Genomic DNA, 19,379 nt, shown 5'->3' with positions numbered 1-19,379 from the left:
ATCAGGACTGGCTCGTGTCATGATGTTCGCTGATACGAATAACCGGCGTGCGGCGTATCAGCCACATCACCCCCATCAGATCAACAATGCCGACCCAGGCCCGGTTCCATGCAGAGTATTTTGAAACGCCCTGTTCGCGATGCCGGTGATTCACTTCAACAATATCAACTACCCCACCAACCGCTCTAACCAGAGCCGGGATAAAGCGATGACCATGGTTGAACCAGGGTAGTTTAAGAAAAGTGTCCCTGGGTAACAGTTTCAGACCGCAACCTGTGTCGGGAACGCCGTCATGCAGCAGGGCATTCCGTACCCGGTTCGCCAGCCGCGACTGAAAACGTTTCCAGGCGGTGTCTTTGCGGTTCTTGCGGTAACCTGCTATGCAGAAATCATCGGCATCAATGGCTTCTGCCCGTCGCACCATGGCGGGAATATCGGCTGGATCATTCTGACCATCACCATCGATAGTCACAATCCAATCACCATGGGCGTACCTCACACCGGTTTTTACAGCACAACTCTGTCCGGCATTGCGCTCATGGCGAACTGTCTGAAGTGGACACTCCAGGGATTTTGCCGTAGCAAGCGCCATGACAAGGGTCTGGTCGCTACTGCCATCATCCACTACCACGATTTCAAAACGGGGGTAGTCATGCAACGCTGAGTATATCTCGGTAATCAGTTTACCGATGCTGTCTTCCTCGTTCATCACTGGAATCACAACAGATAAAGATGTTTCTGAATCCATATTGACGCAACCTTGACCGGGGTACCTTCACTAACTGGGTTTGATGTCTTTTTTTGGAGCGCGATATTGTGGCCCAGAGAGCTTAAGAAAGCCTTAAAAAAATTAATGAAAATCTGACGACAACCACAAAGCGTCGATACACAGCTTAGCAAGCCTGTGTAAAAATGCAGGGAATGTATCAGGGAGAGGCAAAGTAGAACCGGTTCTTCCAGGACTACTTGCCAATACAGAAGCTGCTGAAGATCTTACCCAGCAAGTCATCCGGGGTCAGATGACCGGTAATTTCTCCCAGAGCATCCTGTGCTGCCCGCAGGTCCTCCGCCAGAAGTTCACCGGCACCATAGCCTTCCAGCTGGCTTTGTCCTTGCAACAGGGAATCCTGGGCGCGTTCCAGAGCATCGAGATGCCGGCGGCGAGCAAGAAAACCACCCTCGGTGGTGCTGGCAAAGCCCATGCATTGTTTCAGATGGTCACGCAAGATCTCAAGGCCTTCCGCAGATTTGGCCGCAAGCCGGATAACCGGGGCCGCCAGTTGTGGTTCGGCGGTAATACCAATGGTTTCACCGGAGAGATCCACCTTGTTACGAATGACGGTAATCGGTGCCTTGGCAGGCAACTGGTCGATAAAATCCGGCCAGATCTCATGCGGTTCGGTTTTATCGGTGGTAGTCGCATCCACCATAAGCAGGATACGGTCTGCCTGGCGGATTTCATCCCAGGCACGGGCGATTCCTATCTGTTCCACTTCGTCGGGGCTATCCCGCAGCCCGGCGGTGTCAATTATGTGCAGTGGCATACCATCGATATGAATATGTTCCCTTAAGACATCCCGGGTCGTGCCTTCTATGGCCGTTACTATAGCCGCTTCGCGACCAGCAAGGGCATTCAGCAGGCTGGATTTACCGGCGTTGGGCCGCCCGCCAATAACCACCTTCATACCGTCACGCAGAATCGTGCCTTGCTGGGCTTCCGCCAGAATGGTGTTAAGACGGTCCAGCAGCTCCTCCAGATCCCCGGCTACTTTGCCATCGGCCAGAAAATCGATCTCTTCCTCGGGGAAATCGATGGCTGCTTCCACGTATATGCGAAGGTGTGTCACCGCGTCTACCAAGTCGTCGATGCGGCGAGAGAATACGCCCTGCATGGAACGCACGGCACAACGGGCGGCTTGCTCTGAACTGCTTTCAATCAAATCAGCAATAGCTTCCGCCTGCGCCAGATCCAGCTTGTCATTGAGGAAGGCCCTTTCAGAAAACTCCCCGGGACGTGCCAGACGGGCTCCCAGGCTGCACACTTCCCGCAGCAGTAAATCCAGAATTACGGTACCACCGTGACCCTGCAGCTCAAATACATCTTCGCCAGTAAAAGAATAGGGGTTCGGGAAGAACAGACCAATTCCTTCATCAATGATCTCGTCCTTTTGATCGAGAAATGCCCCGTAATGTGCGTATCGGGGCTTCGGCGTATACCCCAACATAGCAGCAGCAATGACCTTTGCCAGTGGACCGGATACCCGGACGATACCCACTCCGGCCTGACCGGGAGCCGTGGCTATGGCAGCTATGGTCTCGGGGGTGTGGGGAGCGTGGAGAGTTCCAGGGCTCTGGGTCATCACATGTGCCTCTTACATGGCAGTTTTTTGCATTCCTTAAACAGTAAAGGCCCCATTACGGAGCCTTTACCAGATACCTGACTGATCACTGGATCAGTGTTTTCTATCGGCCATTTCTGCTTCAATCTTGCGGGTAATGTACCACTGCTGGCTGATCGACAGAATGTTGTTCACCAACCAGTAGAGTACCAGACCGGCTGGGAACCAGAGGAAGAAGATTGTAAAGACCACTGGCATCAGCTTCATAATCTTGGCCTGCATCGGATCCGGTGGAGTCGGGTTCAGGTGCATCTGCAACATCATACTGGCGCCCATCAGGATCGGCAGTATGAAGTAAGGGTCCATAACCGACAGGTCATGAATCCACAGCATGAAAGGCGCATGACGAAGCTGAACACTTTCAAACAGCACCCAGTATAGGGAGATGAACACTGGCATCTGAACCAGAATAGGCAAACACCCCCCCAGCGGATTGATCTTCTCCTTCTTGTACAGCGCCATCATTTCCTGAGACATACGCTGTCGATCATCACCGTAAAGCTCTTTCAGCCTGGTGAGCTGCGGAGCAACCGCTCGCATACGCCCCATGGAGCGGTAGCTGGTGGCAGAAAGTTTGAAAAACAGGCCTTTGACCAACACTGTCAGCAGGATAATGGAAACGCCCCAGTTGCCTAAAAGGCCATGGAACCAATCCAGAACGAAAAACAACGGCAATGAAATAAAGAACAGCCAGCCGAAATCCACGGTGCGATCAAGATTGGGTGCTGCCGCTTCAAGACGGTCGATGATTTTCGGGCCAACATAGGCACGAGCACCTATTTCTGTGGTCTCTCCAGGCGCTACGGTCGTTGCCGGATATACAAAACCCATTACATGTAATGCGCCACGGCGAGTGGTCTGGAACTGTGCCGGCTGGTCCCTGTCCGGTATCCAGGCTGTAAGGAAATAGTGCTGCAGAAACGCCATCCAGCCATTGGTTACCGTCTGATTGATACGTGTTTCTTCCAGATCACCAAAATCAAACTTCTCATAAGGATCTTCAGGAGAGCTGGTCACCAGGCCAAGGAACGCCTTGATACCCATGCTTGGCCCGGAGGTAGGATCCGCTGCCTGGTCGCGAACGATCTTGCCGGTAAAATTAGCCTGCCAGTTTTCGCTGGAGCGGTTATCAATCAGATAACGCACGCCAATTTCATAGCTGTCGCGACCAAACTGATAACGTTTGGTTATGCGAACACCGTTTTCCATAGTGTGTACAAGGTTAACGGTCAGCTCATTTTCGCCTTCCGCAAGCTCGTAGCTGGTAGCGTCGGTATTGTAGACGGGCGCCTGGCCATTTTTTGCACTATCTGGCCCGTTCTGTCCGATAAGCCCGCTTTCCAGTACATAAAATCGGTCTTCGGTGTTGTTAAGCAGCCTCAGTGGCTTATTGCCCTTTAGCGTCTTGTCATAATCAAGCAAAGAGCTTCTGACAAGATTGCCGCTCACACGATCAATAACGAGATCAAGCACATCTGTTCGAACCGTTATGTACTGATCGTTTACGCTGAGATCGTTACCGGCCACGCTCGAAACTGACTGGCCTCCTTCCGGAGTTGCAAACTCCTCGTCTGCACGGTTGGTGGCAGTTGATTGCTGTGACGATTCACCCGGAAGCAGCATAGAATCAGACCCGACAGAACTGTTGTCGGCTTTAACGCGCGCAGACTCTGTTACCTGCTCAGTAGGGACTGGCTGGTGATAATCATCATTCCAGGCAAGTACCATCAGATAACTGACAACAGCCAGGCCGGAGAATAATACGATGCGTTGAATATCCATAGAGTTACTGTCTGGTCTGGGTTGTTATTGAGGAATGGTCAGTCTGCGAGCAGCATTCGATCACTTTTTCTGGTCCGGATATCAAGGTATCAGGTACTGGATCATAACCACCTTCAGCCCATGGATGACATCTCAGCAAGCGTTTTACGGAAAGATACAGACCTTTCAGTGAACCGTGATGAGAAATGGCTTCCACAGCGTATTGTGAGCAGGTGGGATAATGGCGGCAATGACTGGCCATCATAGGGCTGATGGCGTACTGGTAGAAGCGGATAGGTAGAAGCAGAAAATTACGCATTAACCTGTTCCCTGACCGGCAGATGAAGATACTGCTGCTGGTTGCGATTGGGGGAGTTGATGATACTTTTTCGCTAGCCGTTGCCAGAGTCCATTCAGAGATGTGCAAACCGTTTCGTTATCCAGAGCAGCAAGCCCTTGACGCCCCAGAACAATAATATCCATTCTGGGAAGTTCGGGCAGATGCCGGAAAGTCTCTCGTACCTGGCGTTTGATCCGGTTCCGCTGTACCGACAGCTTCAGGTTCTTTTTCGCAAACACAAGACCAATCCTGGCATGTCCGAGATTATTCGGAGTCGCCAGGATCAGAAAATTCCTGTGCGGAACCTTCAGCTGTACGTCGTTGAAAACTTTGCCGTAATCGGCTGGTCGTAACAGACGGTGCGATTTCGGGAAGTTCAAAGCCTTCACGAGGCGAACGACAGATTACGCAGACAGACGTGCACGGCCTTTGGCACGACGACGGGAAATTACTTTGCGGCCGTTGGCAGTTGCCATACGGGCACGGAAACCGTGAACGCGCTTACGCTTCAGGACGCTTGGTTGAAACGTTCTTTTCATGGTGATTATCTCACAATTCGTGTGTTTGACATTCGGGAGTTGGTTGAAAAATTAATAACCAAAACAGGAGCGGCATTCTATGCAAATTCTGCTGCAGGTTCAATGTTTATTGGTACGCGCTTATGCCGATGGGAGGTTGTGTCTTCTGGGAGGTTGCGAAAGGGCGTGAATATCTCGATCGATCTGAAGACTAACAGTAGTAATAGGTGTTTTTATAATTCTTTTAAAGACTCTATTATTACTGTTATTACACAGGCCTTTTTCTGTGGAAAAGCCAGTTTCTGGCATATAAATCCGTAACCTGGAGCATTTACAAAGCTGCGTACAAGCACCCTTGAGTCCTGTGTATAAGCCTATGACGGATTGTGTATAAGTTGCGCCAGTCGGAAAAGCTTTAGTTATCCACCGAAAAGCCCAGAGTTGCGCACAGAGTTGGCGACCGGTTGTACACATAGGTGTGTGGGTAACTTACCTTTAAAGAATTTTCTGTACACAACCCTGTATATAAGTCTATAACAGACTGATAAAAAACAATATTAATTTCCACAGGTTGTTTATGATGTGGTGTTTACTCTTTCACTGGCGGAGCCGGCGGGTTAGAATCTCGGGTCATCTTTCGGAATCGGACGCTCCTTGTCCGGTTTGAGAAATTTATGCGTTATCGGGAGCGGACTGTCGTGCCGAACAGTATGTGGCATCAATGTCTTGAAGTACTCCGGGACGAGTTTCCCGCACAACAGTTCAATACATGGCTCAGACCCCTTCAGTCCGATCACCGTGAGGGGCATTTGATGTTGTTTGCTCCTAATCGGTTTGTCATGGACTGGGTGAACGAAAAGTATCTCCGGCGCATAGAGGAAGTTCTCAAGGAATTAAACGGTGGCCAGGCTCCTAGAGTCGGTATGAAGGTGGGGTCAGCTCCCCGAGAGAGCGAGCCGGTGCTGCGTTCGGAACTGGCTCAGCAAGGGTCAACCAGACGAGCCAAGGACGAATCAGGTGGCAGAGTCACTGAAGAAGAAAAAGGCGTTGCGGCAACCGTAGGCAACAATCGCCCATCACAACGTAATGGGTATGGTGGGGGGCGTCGGCAGACTCAGGTAGAAGGCGATATCAAACACCAGAGCTTTCTTAATCAAGGGTTTACTTTTGATACCTTTATTGAGGGTAAGTCGAACCAGCTCGCCCGGGCAGCCTCTATGCAGGTAGCGGAAAACCCTGGTGGAGCTTACAACCCGCTGTTTTTGTACGGGGGTGTCGGCTTGGGTAAAACCCATTTGATGCACGCCATTGGGAACGATATTGTGCGGCGTAACCCCAATGCAAAGGTCGCGTATCTGCGCTCGGAGCGGTTTGTTGCGGACATGGTGAAGGCGCTGCAACTGAACGCCATCAGTGAATTCAAACGGTATTACCGGTCGGTTGATGCACTGTTGATTGATGATATCCAGTTTTTCGCCCGTAAAGAGCGTTCCCAGGAAGAGTTTTTTCACACTTTTAATGCGTTGCTGGAAGGCGGGCAGCAGGTGATCGTAACGTGTGACCGTTTTCCCAAAGAAATTGTGGATATGGAGGAGCGCCTTAAATCCCGTTTTGGTTGGGGTCTGACTGTGATGGTAGAACCACCTGAACTGGAAACACGGGTGGCGATCCTGATGAAAAAGGCCGAGCAGGTAAACGTAAAACTCAGTAGCGAAGCGGCATTCTTTATTGCCCAGAAAATTCGTTCCAACGTAAGAGAGCTGGAGGGCGCGCTTCGACTAGTGATAGCGAATGCTCACTTCACAGGGTCTGAGATTACGCCACCGTTTATCAGGGAAAGCCTGAAAGATCTGCTCGCTTTGCATGAAAAACAGGTGAGTATTGATAACATTCAGCGGACGGTGGCCGAGTACTATAAAATAAAGGTGGCCGATCTTCATTCCAAAAGGCGAACTCGTGTGGTCACCCGTCCCCGGCAAGTAGCTATGTCGCTCTCGAAAGAGCTGACCAATCACAGTCTGCCGGAAATTGGAGATGCGTTTGGTGGTCGTGATCATACAACCGTCTTGCATGCGTGTAAGAAAATCGTGGAACTGCAGGGAACGGATCCGGGCATCCGCGAGGATTATCAGAACTTTATGAGACTACTGACCACCTGAATCCGGGAGTCTCCAGCGAGTGGACACGGAATCGTACAAAAAGAATCGCGCGTGGCGTGTTGAAATAGTAACAAACAAATACCATTCATCCTTCCAACAACAGAAAGCTGAGTGACATGAAACTGACGATCAGCCGTGAATCCCTGCTCACACCGTTGCAAAGCATCGCCGGTGTCGTTGAAAAAAAGCAGACCATGCCGGTGCTGTCCAATGTGCTGCTGGTGGCCGAAGACAATACACTGATCTTGACCGGGACGAATATGGAGGTTGAGCTGGTAGGACGGGTGACACCTGTCCATGTGGATCAGCCCGGGAGGATTACCGTACCGGCCCGCAAGCTTTCCGACATCTGCCGGGCGTTGGGAGACGAAGCGCCGATAGAACTGGTGCTTGAAGGCGACCGCCTGCATGTACGGTGTGGTGCGAGCCATTTCACGCTTTCCACGTTGCCAGCCGAGCATTTCCCGAATGTCGAAGACGAACCCGAGAGCTTCCGGCTTGAACTGCCACAGAAAGAACTGAGACGCATGTTTGATGCTACCGCCTTCGCCATGGCGCAGCAGGATGTCCGCTATTATCTGAACGGATTATTGCTGGAAGTAGATAAGGATCATGTACGCACCGTAGCAACTGATGGTCACCGGCTGGCCATGGCTCATGTTGAGCTGGATACGGGTTGTGCTGAACCGCGCCAGGTCATCGTTCCCCGTAAGGGCGTTCTGGAGCTTTCACGCTTGCTGGATGATGTGGAAACACCGGTCACATTGGTTATCGGGGATAACCATCTGCGTGCAACCGTTGGATCCTATACTTTTACCTCCAAGCTCATTGAGGGCAAGTTCCCGGACTACAATCGGGTGATTCCGCGCGGTGGGGACAAGATAGTGCTGGCAGATCGTGCCACTCTGAAGAACACGCTTCAGCGAGCCGGCATTCTCTCTCATGAAAATATCCGTGGTGTGCGCCTGAACCTGGCGACAAATGAACTCCAGGTGTTTGCCAACAACCCGGACCAGGAACAGGCCGAAGACGCGCTGCCGGTGGATTATCAGGGCGAATCACTGCAGATTGGTTTTAACGTAGGCTATCTGGTGGATGTAATGAATGCTCTGGAAGAGGATCAGGTCAAGATTACCCTCTCCAATCCAAACAGCAGCGCACTGATTGAATCGCAAAATGATAACCGCTGCCTCTATGTGGTTATGCCGATGAGGCTATAGGAGAAGACTGATGGGCACCGTAACGAACGGAATCAAAGGCGTATTCAGAATTGGACAAACACTTTCTGTATTGGGCCGGACAGGTGCCAAATGGGTCGGGGGTGACCGCCCCCCTGCCCCGAGGCTCCTGCGCCAGACGTTTGAGTCACTGGGTGCAACGTACATCAAGCTGGGACAGTTCATTGCCAGTTCTCCGACCTTCTTCCCAAAAGAATACGTGGAAGAGTTTCAGTATTGTCTGGACCGGACGCCCAACCTGCCTTTTGGCGTGATCAAACGCATCATCCGCGAGGAGCTGGATCGGCCAATAGATCAGGTGTTCTCTGAAATTGACCCGGTGGCTCTGGCCTCCGCCTCAATCGCGCAGGTGCATGCAGCTCGGCTGATTTCTGGCGAAGACGTTGTAATAAAGGTTCAGAAACCGGGCGTCGAGAACATACTTCTGACCGACTTGAACTTTTTGTACGTTTCGGCGCGAATTCTCGAAACGCTTGCGCCGAAAATTTCCTGGACATCTCTCTCCGGTATCGTTGAAGAAATCCAGCGCACCATGATGGAAGAATGCGACTTCATAAAGGAAGCGAACAACCTGAAGGTGTTCCGGAACTTTCTCCACGACACTCATAACGAAGATGCCACCGTCCCCGAAGTTTATGAACACTGCAGCACCCGGCGCATACTCACCATGGAACGCTTCCACGGTGTGCCTTTAACGGATCTTGAAAGTATCCGGGGTTACGCAAAGGATCCGGAGCGGACACTGATCACTGCAATGAACACTTGGTTTTCGAGCCTTACCCAGTGTGAGTTTTTCCACGCCGATGTGCACGCCGGTAACCTTATGGTACTTAAGGATGGGCGAGTTGGTTTTATCGATTTCGGAATTGTCGGGAGAATTCGGCCGGATACCTGGGAAGCGGTCAGCGATTTTATTTCTTCGGTGATGGTTGGGAATTTCGATGGCATGGCCGAGGCTATGATCCGTATTGGCATTACCAGCCATACTGTCAAAGCAGATGATCTTGCGGCGGACTTGCGCAAGCTTTATCAGCAGATGGATAAAATGGTACCGGATGACGTGCGCTATGAGGCCGATCAGGCAGAAGATGATGTGAATGGCATTCTTATGGATATGGTTAAGGTCGGCGAAAGCCACGGACTGCACTTCCCCCGGGAGTTTGCCCTGTTACTGAAACAGTTCCTGTATTTTGACCGTTACGTACATATCCTGGCACCGGAAATGGATGTGTTCATGGATGAGCGCCTTAATATGCTTCACTGAGGCGGTCGCCTTCACCTGTGTGGTTTTGTACACTAAGGCAGCATTCCACTAAACGGTGAAATGCTGCCTTTTTTCATGGATACGTTCCATTTCTCTTGCTGCCGCAACGAGCTGTCCTTTATATGGCGCTGGTAAAACTTCATACCGAGTTTTTTCGCAACCTGTCCTCTGCTGAACCTGTTTCGTTCTCGCCTTCGTTCAATTTACTTTATGGAGCCAATGGGAGCGGCAAGACGAGCGTGCTTGAGGCTATCGGCTATCTGGGCCTTGGACGATCCTTCCGTATAAATCGCCATCAGGCTGTTGTTCAACACGGGCAACAACGATTCACGGTATTCGGTGGTCTGGATCACGGGTTTGATAGGGAACGTAATACACGGTCGGCAGACTCGCTTGCTCACCGTTTAGGAATCTCCCGGGACGTAGTCCAGAAGGAAACCACGCTTCGGGTAGACGGTGAAGGCGTGCGCAGCCTTTCTGCTCTTGCAATGCACTTGCCAGTTTCGGTTATTGATCCTGGCGTCTTCGACATTGTGGCCGGCGGTCCAGGAAAACGTCGCCAATTCCTCGATTGGGCAGTGTTCCACGTGGAACCTTCCTTCGCAGCAAGCTGGCAGCAGTGTCAGAGAGTCACATCACAGCGGAATCAAACGTTGAGAAATGGTAGACTAGACGAATCCATGTTGCGCATCTGGGATACACAGTACGCAGCACTGAGCGAAAGAATAAGCGAAGCCCGGAAAGCTGCCTTTGATCAATTCAAAAGAGCGTTCGACAGTCTTGTTCACGAAGTGGATGTGAGCTGGACAGAGGGGCTGAAGCTGGAGTTTTATCCTGGGTGGGATACCAGTCAATCACTGATAGACGTGCTTGCCCGTCACAGGGAGCAGGAAGCTCGTATGGGGCACACCCTTTATGGGCCGAACCGTGCGGACATCCGGATCAGATTTCAGGGAAGGCCGGTGGCGGAAACATTTTCCCGCGGCCAGCAGAAAACCCTCGTTATTCTGATGAAGATTGCCCAAAGCATGGTGTTGAATGAGCTCGGAAAGCAAGTCAGCTTTCTGATTGATGACATTAACGCCGAATTGGATGGGAGCCACAGAACAATGCTGGCTCGCAAGTTACAGGAATTAGGTTGCCAGGTATTTATTACCTCCATTGAACATCCCGATCCGGAGTCATTGTGGCAAGGTAACGAGATACCTGATTACCGAATGTTCCACGTGGAACACGGCAAATTGAAGGAAGAATAAAACCGGCTTACCAAATCCTTGGCTTGCAGAAAAGCGGCTTTAAGGAAAGCGCCGGCCCTTACGCTTCAGGAGTTTCCTAATGAGTGAATCGATCTACAATTCCACCAGTATCAAAGTCCTGAAGGGGCTGGATGCGGTGCGAAAACGGCCAGGAATGTACATTGGCGATACGGATGACGGTACCGGCCTGCATCACATGGTGTTTGAACTGGTGGATAACTCCATCGATGAAGCTCTGGCAGGTCACTGCTCCGAAATCAGCATTATCATTCACCCGGATGAATCGGTGAGTGTTCAGGATAACGGCCGGGGTATTCCTGTGGATCTCCACGAGGAAGAAGGTGTATCGGCTGCAGAAGTTATCATGACGGTACTCCACGCCGGGGGTAAGTTTGATGATAATTCCTATAAGGTGTCCGGTGGTCTTCACGGTGTTGGCGTCTCGGTTGTAAACGCGCTGTCCTCAACGCTGACTTTGACCGTTCGCCGGGATGGTCGGGTGTTTGAGCAGGTTTACACACACGGTGTGCCCAATGCGCCTTTGGCGGCCGTAGGTGATACGGAAGCTTCTGGTACGCGGGTTCACTTTATCCCATCGCCGGAAACGTTCACCCACATCGAATTTCACTATGACATTCTTGCCAAACGCATAAGAGAATTGGCGTTCCTGAACAGCGGTGTGCGTATCCGCCTGACAGACGAACGCAGTGGTAAAGAAGAGCTTTTTCAATACGATGGAGGCTTGCGGGCATTTGTTGAGCACCTCAACGCGAACAAAACCCCCATCAACCGGGTTTTCCACTTCACCCGTGAGCGCGAAGACGGCATTGTGGTGGAAGTGTCCATGCAGTGGAATGATGCCTTTCAGGAAAACATCTACTGCTTCACCAACAACATACCTCAGCGTGATGGAGGCACACACCTGGCAGGCTTCCGTGCCGCGCTTACCCGGTCATTGAACAATTACATTGAACATGAAGGCCTGGGAAAGAAAGCCAAGGTAAGCACCTCCGGTGACGATGCCCGGGAAGGCCTTACGGCGATAATCAGCGTGAAAGTGCCCGATCCCAAGTTTTCTTCGCAAACCAAAGACAAACTTGTGTCTTCGGAAGTGAAAACAGCGGTTGAGCAGGAACTCTATCAGAACTTTGCCGCGTATCTGCAGGAACAGCCCAGCGAAGCCAAACTCATTGTCAATAAAATGATCGAAGCTGCACGGGCTCGTGAAGCTGCTCGTAAGGCCCGGGATATGACCCGTCGCAAGGGTGCGTTGGATATCGCAGGCTTGCCCGGAAAACTGGCAGACTGCCAAGAGAAAGACCCCGCCCTCTCCGAACTGTTCATAGTGGAGGGTGATTCGGCCGGCGGCAGCGCCAAACAGGGCCGGGATCGCAAAACCCAGGCAATTCTGCCGCTGAAAGGTAAGATTCTGAACGTGGAGAAAGCACGCTTCGACAAGATGCTGTCCTCCGCAGAAGTAGGTACTCTGATCACTGCTCTGGGTTGCGGTATTGGCCGGGAAGAGTTCAACCCGGATAAGCTCAGGTATCACTCCATCATTATCATGACGGATGCGGACGTTGACGGTTCCCACATTCGTACCCTGCTGCTGACTTTCCTGTTTCGTCAGATGCGCGAAATCATTGAGCGTGGCCACGTGTTTATCGCCATGCCGCCGCTCTACAAGGTCAAACGTGGCAAGCAGGAACAGTACCTGAAGGATGAGAAGGCAAAAGAAGCTTATCTCACCCAGACGTCTCTGGAAGGTGCACAGCTGTATGTGAACCCCGAAGCGCCACCTATTAAGGACTCTGCCCTGGAGACGATGGTTAAGGACTATCAGGCAGTGATGGCGATGATTGATCGCCTGTCCCGTGCTTACCCGGCCAAAGTACTGGAGCAGATGCTTCACAATGATACTCTGAAGGGGGAACACCTGAAGGATGAGGAGACAGTTGCCGCTTGGTCCAGCCGTCTGGGCGATGGGTTGAATGTTGATACTCGCACGGGAACCAAGTACACCTTCTCTGTTACCAAGGATACTGAGCGAGGGCTCTATCTGCCGAAAGTAACCATCTACGTGCACGGTATTCCTTACGAGCACGTATTCAACCACGATTTCTTCGATTCACCGTCTTATGGGGCAATAGCCCGCCTTGGTGAAACCCTGAACGGGCTGATTGAAGAAGGTGCCTATATTCAGCGTGGTGAGCGTAAACAGGTAATACTTTCGTTCGAGGGTGCGCTGAACTGGTTGATGAAAGAGGCCCAGCGAGGCCTGACCATCCAGCGCTACAAAGGCTTGGGTGAGATGAACCCGGACCAGCTGTGGGAAACGACCATGGATCCTGAAAGCCGCCGCATGATGAAAGTGAAGATTGATGACGCCATAGCGGCAGACCAGATCTTCACTACCCTGATGGGTGACGATGTTGAGCCTCGTCGAAACTTTATCCAGACCAATGCGCTGGCAGTGAGCAATCTCGATATCTGATAAATTTCTGATAAGTAAAAAAAAAGCGGCCAGAGCATGATTGCTCTGGCCGCTTTTTTTTGTCCGAAAAAACGACTATGTTTTTGGAATATAACGCTATTTACCAGACGCGGAGCCTGACGATCCAGCTTATTCTTTCTCCGCCAAGTGAGGGGCCATCACCTCTTCCAACGTAAAACCCGTAAGGCGACGTATGGTTCTCCAAAGGTAGTAGAAGATAAGCATCATCATTACCATGGATGGGATAGCGATCATCGGATAACTCACCAGGGTCATCCTGCCAAGTTCCTCGTTAAAAGCCTGAGTACCAGAGGGGCTGACCACAATCCAGCGGGCAAGAACGTAGTTCATGATGGATGAGAACAGAAAGGTGCCGGCAAAAAAGTAGCTGGCTTTCAACAAGCGTTCTTCAAACTGCCCTACACAATCTTTCTCTTCCAGCGCCCCGTGGATTTTTCCCACGTCGAGTACGTTCGGGTTATAGAGAAGTGTGCGAACCAACGGGTATTTTGTACGTGTAGAAACAAGCACTGCCAGGCCAATAATTGCGGGAATGGCCGCTTCCTTTACTGCCAGCCAACCGGCATCCAGCTCAAGTAAACCAATGCCGCCCGTCAGCGCGACACTCACCAGACCTAGTAACGCTATAAAATTTTTCTTGCCGTAGCGAATCAGTTCGAACAGCCCCCAACTGAGGGGGAATGCCAGGCCCAGGATCAGCGCATTGACGCTTCCAAGATATTGGTCCCCGCTGAACTTCATCAGGATAACGGATGGGATGATAATACTGACTAGCAGATCAACCCAGGGTCTGGGCTTGTGATCGGGCACTGACGTGGTGTTCGGTGAAGTCATGATTCTGCCTGGTTTGTGAAACAACTAGAGGCAGTATACGACGAACGCCATAAAAAAACCGAACCCGGAGGTTCGGCATTTTAACAACCGGTTTCCAGATCAGGCGCCGGCTTCTTTCAGACTCTCCTCAAGAATCGCCAAGCCTTCTTCAAGGATCTTATCCTCAATGGTGACCGGCATGAGGAAGCGCAAGGTGTTCCCGTACATGCCACAGCTCAGAAGGATCAGGCCCTTTTCCTTGGCCTTTTTGGTAACGGCTGCAGCCAGTTCTGGCATGGGCTTGTGGCTGTCCTTGCTTTCGACCAGCTCGAACGCCGCCATGGCGCCGAGACAGCGGACATTATCCACATGAGTGAACTGCTTCTGCCACTGGTCAAAGCAAAATTTCAGCTTCTCCCCGAGGCGCTGGCTCTTGCCCAGAATGTCCTCTTCTTTGAACACATCAAATACGGCCAGTGCTGCGGCACAGGCTGTGGGGCTGCCGGTATAGGTGCCACCCAGCGAATTCGGGCCTGAGGCGTCCATGTGCTTATCCGTTCCGACAATCGCCGAGATGGGCATGCCGTCGGCCATACTCTTGGCCATGGTCATCATGTCCGGCTCAACACCGCTGTGCTCAATGGCAAACATCTTGCCGGTACGGCCGGAGCCGCGTAAAAGCCACCCTCGCCCAGCACCGGCTCAATAACAATGGCTGCGGTATGCTTCGCGGGTGAATCTGCCTTCATGGTCATCATGAGGCCACGCAGGGCTTCATCTTCGCTTACGCCGTGGTAAGACACTGGGTAAGGCGCGCGGAAGACGGTTCCCGGCATAGGGCCAAAGTCCGTCTGGTAGGGCGCTGCCTTGCCGTTCATTGCCATGGTCATGAACGTACGGCCGTGATAACCGCCGTCGAAGCAGATTACGTTGGTACGGCCAGTGGCTGCACGAGCAATCTTGAGGGCGTTTTCCAGAGCCTCTGCGCCGGAGTTTGCCAGCATTACTTTGGCGTGCCCTTTTACCGGCGCAACTTCACTCAGCTTCTGTGCCAAACGCACATAACCCTCATAGGGCATGACGGTCTGACAAGTGTGCATCAGCTTGTCCAGTTGGGCTTTTATGGCCTCAACCACTTTCGGATGCCGGTGACCGATGTTGAGTACACCGATACCGCCGGCAAAGTCGATCATGCGCTTGCCGTCTGCATCCCACAGTTCTGCGTTGGTTGCGTGGTCGGCAAACTGCTCATTAGGGCTTGCCACACCGGCTGCAACATAGCGTTCTTTGAGTGCCTGCAATTCTTTATTGCTCACTTTGCCTTTCTCCCTGTGTCTCTGATTTATCAGTTTCATTAAACAGTGTAGGGAGTACCGTGGCGCGACACAAACGGATAACGTTGAATTTCATACCGGCGACTCCCGAAATTGTAGCTCTGCCAGGCGCCGGTATAGCGCGTTTTCCTGTATAAGCTCGTCATGACTGCCCACCGCTAGAAGGCGGCCCTGATCCAGAATGGCAATTCGGTCCGCGTCCCGCACTGTGGCAAGCCTGTGGGCAATCACAAGTGTGGTTCTGCCGGACGTGAGCGCTGGCATGGCTTGCTGGATCAGATTCTCGCTTTCCGCATCCAGAGCGCTGGTGGCTTCATCCAGCAACAAAATGGGCGCATCGGCGAGCAGTGCCCGGGCAATAGCAAGCCGTTGCTTCTGGCCCCCGGAAAGCCCCAACCCGGCGTCTCCCAGGCGGGTGAGGTAACCCTCGGGTAACATCTCTATGAATTCATGGGCGTGAGCGATGCGTGCGGCGTTTTCAACATCGGCCTGGCTAGCGTCAGGGCGTGCGTAGCGAATGTTGTCAGCCACTGTGCCATGGAACAGTGCCGGGTTCTGGGGCACCAGTGAAAAGCAGCTGCGCTGTGCCTCCAGGGACACCGTGGCGCTATCCGTACCGTCAATGTAAAGGGTGCCACTGTCGGGTTGATAGAAATGCAGCAGCAGGTCAAACAATGTGGATTTTCCGGCGCCGGAGGGGCCTACCAGAGCCAGGGTTTCCCCGGCACGGACATGCAGGCAGATATCGGTCAGTGCCGGGTGTTCACTGCGGCCGGGGTAGCTGAAATTAAGACCTTCGATGGTTATATCGCCGGTAATGGTTCCCGGGAATCCAGATGCCTGTCCCGCAGGTCGGTCAAATGCCGGCTCAGTCTGCAGCAATTCAAACAGCCGCGCAGCAGAACCGGCAGCCCGCTGAAGCTCCCCGATCACTTCGCTGATAGCCCCAGCGGCTACGCCCACCAGCAGGCTGTAGAACACAAACGCCGCAAGCTCTCCCGGGGTAATGCGGCCATGAATAACATCCAGGCCGCCAATCCAGATCACAACGCCGACCGCTCCCATCACCAGGGAAATAGCCAGAGTGGTCAACCAGGCGCGCTGTTTTATGCGGGCACGGGCAATGTCGAAGGCGCGTTCAGAAACCTCCGCAAAAAAGCGCCGGTCGTGGGGTTGGTGATTGAAGGCCTGCACGGTTTTTATCTGGGTCAGGTTTTCTCCCACGTAACTGCCCACATCCGCCACTCTGTCCTGGCTGAGCCGCGACAGCTGCCGGACCCGCCGGCCGAAAAACAGGATCGGCACAATAACCAGAGGAAAGCCCAGCAGGATAATCCCGGCCAGCTTGGCGTTGGTGATAAACAGCAACAGCAGGCCGCCCATCAGCATCAGCAAATTGCGCAAGGCAATGGAGACCGTCGAGCCGATAACCGACTGGAGCACCGTGGTATCGGCGGTAAAGCGCGACTGTATTTCCAGAGCACGATTTTGCTCGAAAAAACCTGGGTGCAGGTCGATCAGATGATTGAAGACCTGTTTGCGGATATCGGCTACTACTCGTTCACCAATCCAGGACACCAGATAGAACCGGGCGAAGGATCCGAACGCCAGCCCTAGCACCAGAATGAAAAACAGCCCGATAGCCCGGGCCAGATTGGCCGGGGATTCCGTTGCCAGACCCTGATCGACCAGAATCCGCAGGCCCTGCCCCAACCCGAGCGTGATACCCGCGGTGAAGATCAGCGCCACCAGAGCACCCGCAACTGCCTTGCGATAGGGAAGAATAAAGCCGATGACCAGTTTCAAGGCCTGCCGGTGACGAGTTTTGATGATGTGCCTCCTGAAGTTGCGGCGTCGTAAAAAGTTGCGGTGCTGTAAAAAGCTGCGGTGCTGTAAACTCGGGCAGATATACGACGTCTGCTCCCAACGAGCCTTATCATACGCTTGTCCCCTCTGTGACAATGAAGGAATTCCCGTGCGCGCATACGCTGACAGTGATTACCCCGCTAACCACAAACCCGACTGGAAAGTGATCGCCGGGCTCTGGCCCTATCTCGCCGAGTTTCGTGGGCGGGTAGCTCTGTCTGTCGCCTTCCTGATACTGGCAAAGCTGGCCACGGTAGCCACCCCTGTGGCGCTGAAATACATTGTGGATTATCTGGATCAGGGCCGCGAAGGTGAGCTGTTGCTGTGGATTCCCCTGGTGCTGGTGCTCGCCTATGGTGTGCTGAGGTTTGCCAGCACCTTGTTCAGTGAGCTGCGGGACGCCGTGTTTGCGCGTGTTGCCGAGCGCGCCATGCGGCGAGTATCACTGCGGGTGTTCCGCCATCTCCATAATCGTGAACTGGCGTTCCATCTGGATCGCAAAACCGGAGGCCTGGCCCGGGACATCGAACGGGGCACCACCGGTATCAGCTTCTTGCTGCGCTTTACCCTGTTCAACATTGTTCCGACCCTGCTGGAAATCCTGATGGTGGCGGGCGTTCTGCTGGCAGCGTTCAACGCCAGTTATGTGTTTGCCATCCTCATTGCCGTGGCGGTTTATATCGTATTTTCCATTGTGGTCACTGAATGGCGAACCCGATTCGTGCGCGAGGCCAATGCCCGGGACAACCAGTCCAATTCACGTGCCATAGACAGCCTGCTTAACTACGAAACCGTGAAGTACTTCAATAACGAGCAGTTTGAAGCCGACCTCTACGACCAGGACCTTGAAGGTTGGGAGCAGGCGCGCCTGAAAAACCGACTGTCCCTCGCCGCACTCAACACCGGCCAAGCGTTCATCATTGGCGTAGCAATGATTGTCATGATGGCGATGGCCGTACGGGAGGTGGCCAGTGGTGCCATTACTCTGGGCGATTTCACCATGATCAACGCCTACCTGCTTCAGCTGTTCATCCCTTTGAACGCCTTGGGTTTTGTCTACCGGGAAATCCGTCAGTCCCTGGTGAATGTGGAGCGCCTGTTCGGTCTGCTGGACGAAAAGCCGGCGGTTGCAGACGCTGCGGAGGCGCCAGCGCTGGTTGTGGATAAAGGCGAGGTGGGCTTCCATCATGTGTATTTTGCCTACCGTGCGGACCGCCGGATTCTGCAGGATGTGGATTTTTCCATACCCGCCGGGCATACCCTGGCGATTGTGGGTGCCAGTGGTGCCGGTAAATCCACCCTTGCGCGCCTGCTGTTCCGGTTTTTTGATGTGGATAAAGGCTATATCACCATTGATGGCCAGGACATTCGCGAGGTCAGCCAGGATAGCTTGCGCGCGGCTATCGGTGTGGTTCCGCAAGACACCGTGCTGTTCAACGACACGCTTTACCGCAACCTGGCCTACGGCCGCCCTGAGGCCACAGAAGCCGAAGTACACCATGCTGTCCGCCAGGCGCACCTGGACGATTTCATCCGCAGCCTGCCGGAGGGTTACGACACCAAAGTAGGTGAACGCGGCCTGAAACTCTCCGGTGGCGAAAAACAGCGCGTTGCTATTGCCCGGGTGCTGCTGAAAAACCCGCCGCTGTTGATCCTGGATGAAGCTACCTCGTCGCTGGATTCCATTTCCGAGCAGGCGATTCTGGGCGCCCTCAACGAAGTTAGCCGCCAGCGCACCACACTGGTTATCGCACATCGCCTATCAACCGTGCGTGACGCCGATACGATTCTGGTGATGGATCACGGCCAGATTGTCGAAAGCGGCGGTCACGGTGAGTTGCTGGCACAGAACGGTTACTACGCCAGATTGTGGTTGCAGCAACAGCACAGCGATGAAGAAGAGGAACGCACCTAAG

The 19,379-nt window shown here is 53.0% G+C and carries 14 protein-coding genes and 1 pseudogene; 6 read left to right on the top strand and 9 right to left on the bottom strand.

Translation table 11 applies throughout. From position 1 onward, the window contains the following. Position 1 precedes the first annotated feature (1 nt). From BUA49_RS02755 to rpmH, 6 genes are all read right to left on the bottom strand, one after another. Positions 2-748, bottom strand: coding sequence for a glycosyltransferase family 2 protein (locus tag BUA49_RS02755; RefSeq protein ID WP_072795347.1), 747 nt, complete (start codon positions 746-748; stop codon positions 2-4). Between the two features lie 214 nt (positions 749-962). Beyond that, on the bottom strand, positions 963-2,360 hold the full coding sequence (gene mnmE, locus BUA49_RS02750; protein WP_072795345.1) for a tRNA uridine-5-carboxymethylaminomethyl(34) synthesis GTPase MnmE: 1,398 nt from the start codon (positions 2,358-2,360) through the stop codon (positions 963-965). Positions 2,361-2,453: 93 nt separating this feature from the next. Beyond that, the gene (gene yidC / locus BUA49_RS02745) at positions 2,454-4,181 is read right to left on the bottom strand and encodes a membrane protein insertase YidC (protein ID WP_072795343.1); all 1,728 of its coding nucleotides are present in this window, start codon (positions 4,179-4,181) and stop codon (positions 2,454-2,456) included. 4 nt (positions 4,182-4,185) lie between these two features. After that, a complete protein-coding gene (yidD, locus tag BUA49_RS02740; RefSeq protein ID WP_072795341.1) occupies positions 4,186-4,479 on the bottom strand; it encodes a membrane protein insertion efficiency factor YidD in 294 nt (97 codons plus the stop codon). Next, entirely contained in the window at positions 4,479-4,889 is a 411-nt protein-coding gene (gene rnpA / locus BUA49_RS02735) for a ribonuclease P protein component (RefSeq protein WP_072795339.1), read from the bottom strand. The genes yidD and rnpA overlap by 1 nt, the downstream gene beginning before the upstream one ends. Positions 4,890-4,904: 15 nt before the next feature. Beyond that, on the bottom strand, positions 4,905-5,039 hold the full coding sequence (rpmH, locus tag BUA49_RS02730) for a 50S ribosomal protein L34 (RefSeq protein WP_008172542.1): 135 nt from the start codon (positions 5,037-5,039) through the stop codon (positions 4,905-4,907). Between the two features lie 689 nt (positions 5,040-5,728). On the opposite strand from rpmH, the gene dnaA reads away from it, so the two are divergent. The 5 genes from dnaA to gyrB all read left to right on the top strand — a co-directional run bounded on the left by dnaA (position 5,729) and on the right by gyrB (position 13,429). After that, the gene (gene dnaA, locus BUA49_RS02725) at positions 5,729-7,177 is read left to right on the top strand and encodes a chromosomal replication initiator protein DnaA (protein ID WP_407656686.1); all 1,449 of its coding nucleotides are present in this window, start codon (positions 5,729-5,731) and stop codon (positions 7,175-7,177) included. 116 nt (positions 7,178-7,293) lie between these two features. Further along, positions 7,294-8,397 (top strand): DNA polymerase III subunit beta, encoded by a 1,104-nt coding sequence (dnaN, locus tag BUA49_RS02720; RefSeq protein ID WP_072795335.1) that lies wholly within the window; start codon positions 7,294-7,296, stop codon positions 8,395-8,397. Positions 8,398-8,407: 10 nt separating this feature from the next. Then, the gene (locus BUA49_RS02715; protein WP_072795333.1) at positions 8,408-9,679 is read left to right on the top strand and encodes an ABC1 kinase family protein; all 1,272 of its coding nucleotides are present in this window, start codon (positions 8,408-8,410) and stop codon (positions 9,677-9,679) included. A 122-nt stretch (positions 9,680-9,801) separates the two neighbouring features. Continuing rightward, a complete protein-coding gene (recF, locus tag BUA49_RS02710) occupies positions 9,802-10,935 on the top strand; it encodes a DNA replication/repair protein RecF (protein ID WP_072795331.1) in 1,134 nt (377 codons plus the stop codon). A gap of 79 nt (positions 10,936-11,014) precedes the next feature. Next, on the top strand, positions 11,015-13,429 hold the full coding sequence (gene gyrB, locus BUA49_RS02705) for a DNA topoisomerase (ATP-hydrolyzing) subunit B (protein WP_072795329.1): 2,415 nt from the start codon (positions 11,015-11,017) through the stop codon (positions 13,427-13,429). 129 nt (positions 13,430-13,558) lie between these two features. Here the strand turns inward: gyrB and BUA49_RS02700 are convergent, their stop codons facing one another. From BUA49_RS02700 to BUA49_RS02690, 3 genes and pseudogenes are all read right to left on the bottom strand, one after another. Further along, positions 13,559-14,284 carry a VC0807 family protein gene (locus BUA49_RS02700; protein ID WP_072795327.1) on the bottom strand — a complete coding sequence of 242 codons (726 nt, stop codon included), beginning with the start codon at positions 14,282-14,284 and terminating at the stop codon, positions 13,559-13,561. Between the two features lie 99 nt (positions 14,285-14,383). After that, positions 14,384-15,579, bottom strand: a pseudogene (locus BUA49_RS02695) (aspartate aminotransferase family protein). A gap of 90 nt (positions 15,580-15,669) precedes the next feature. Further along, entirely contained in the window at positions 15,670-17,403 is a 1,734-nt protein-coding gene (locus tag BUA49_RS02690) for an ABC transporter transmembrane domain-containing protein (protein ID WP_072795325.1), read from the bottom strand. 169 nt (positions 17,404-17,572) lie between these two features. On the opposite strand from BUA49_RS02690, the gene BUA49_RS02685 reads away from it, so the two are divergent. Then, complete coding sequence (locus BUA49_RS02685) at positions 17,573-19,378, top strand: ABCB family ABC transporter ATP-binding protein/permease (RefSeq protein ID WP_072795323.1); 1,806 nt, start codon at positions 17,573-17,575, stop codon at positions 19,376-19,378. Position 19,379: the final 1 nt, after the last annotated feature.

Origin of the sequence: Marinobacter antarcticus (genome assembly GCF_900142385.1) — a bacterium.
Classification (GTDB): domain Bacteria; phylum Pseudomonadota; class Gammaproteobacteria; order Pseudomonadales; family Oleiphilaceae; genus Marinobacter; species Marinobacter antarcticus.
Note: the sequence above shows the minus strand (reverse complement) of the source record. Positions and strands in the feature narration are given on the sequence as shown.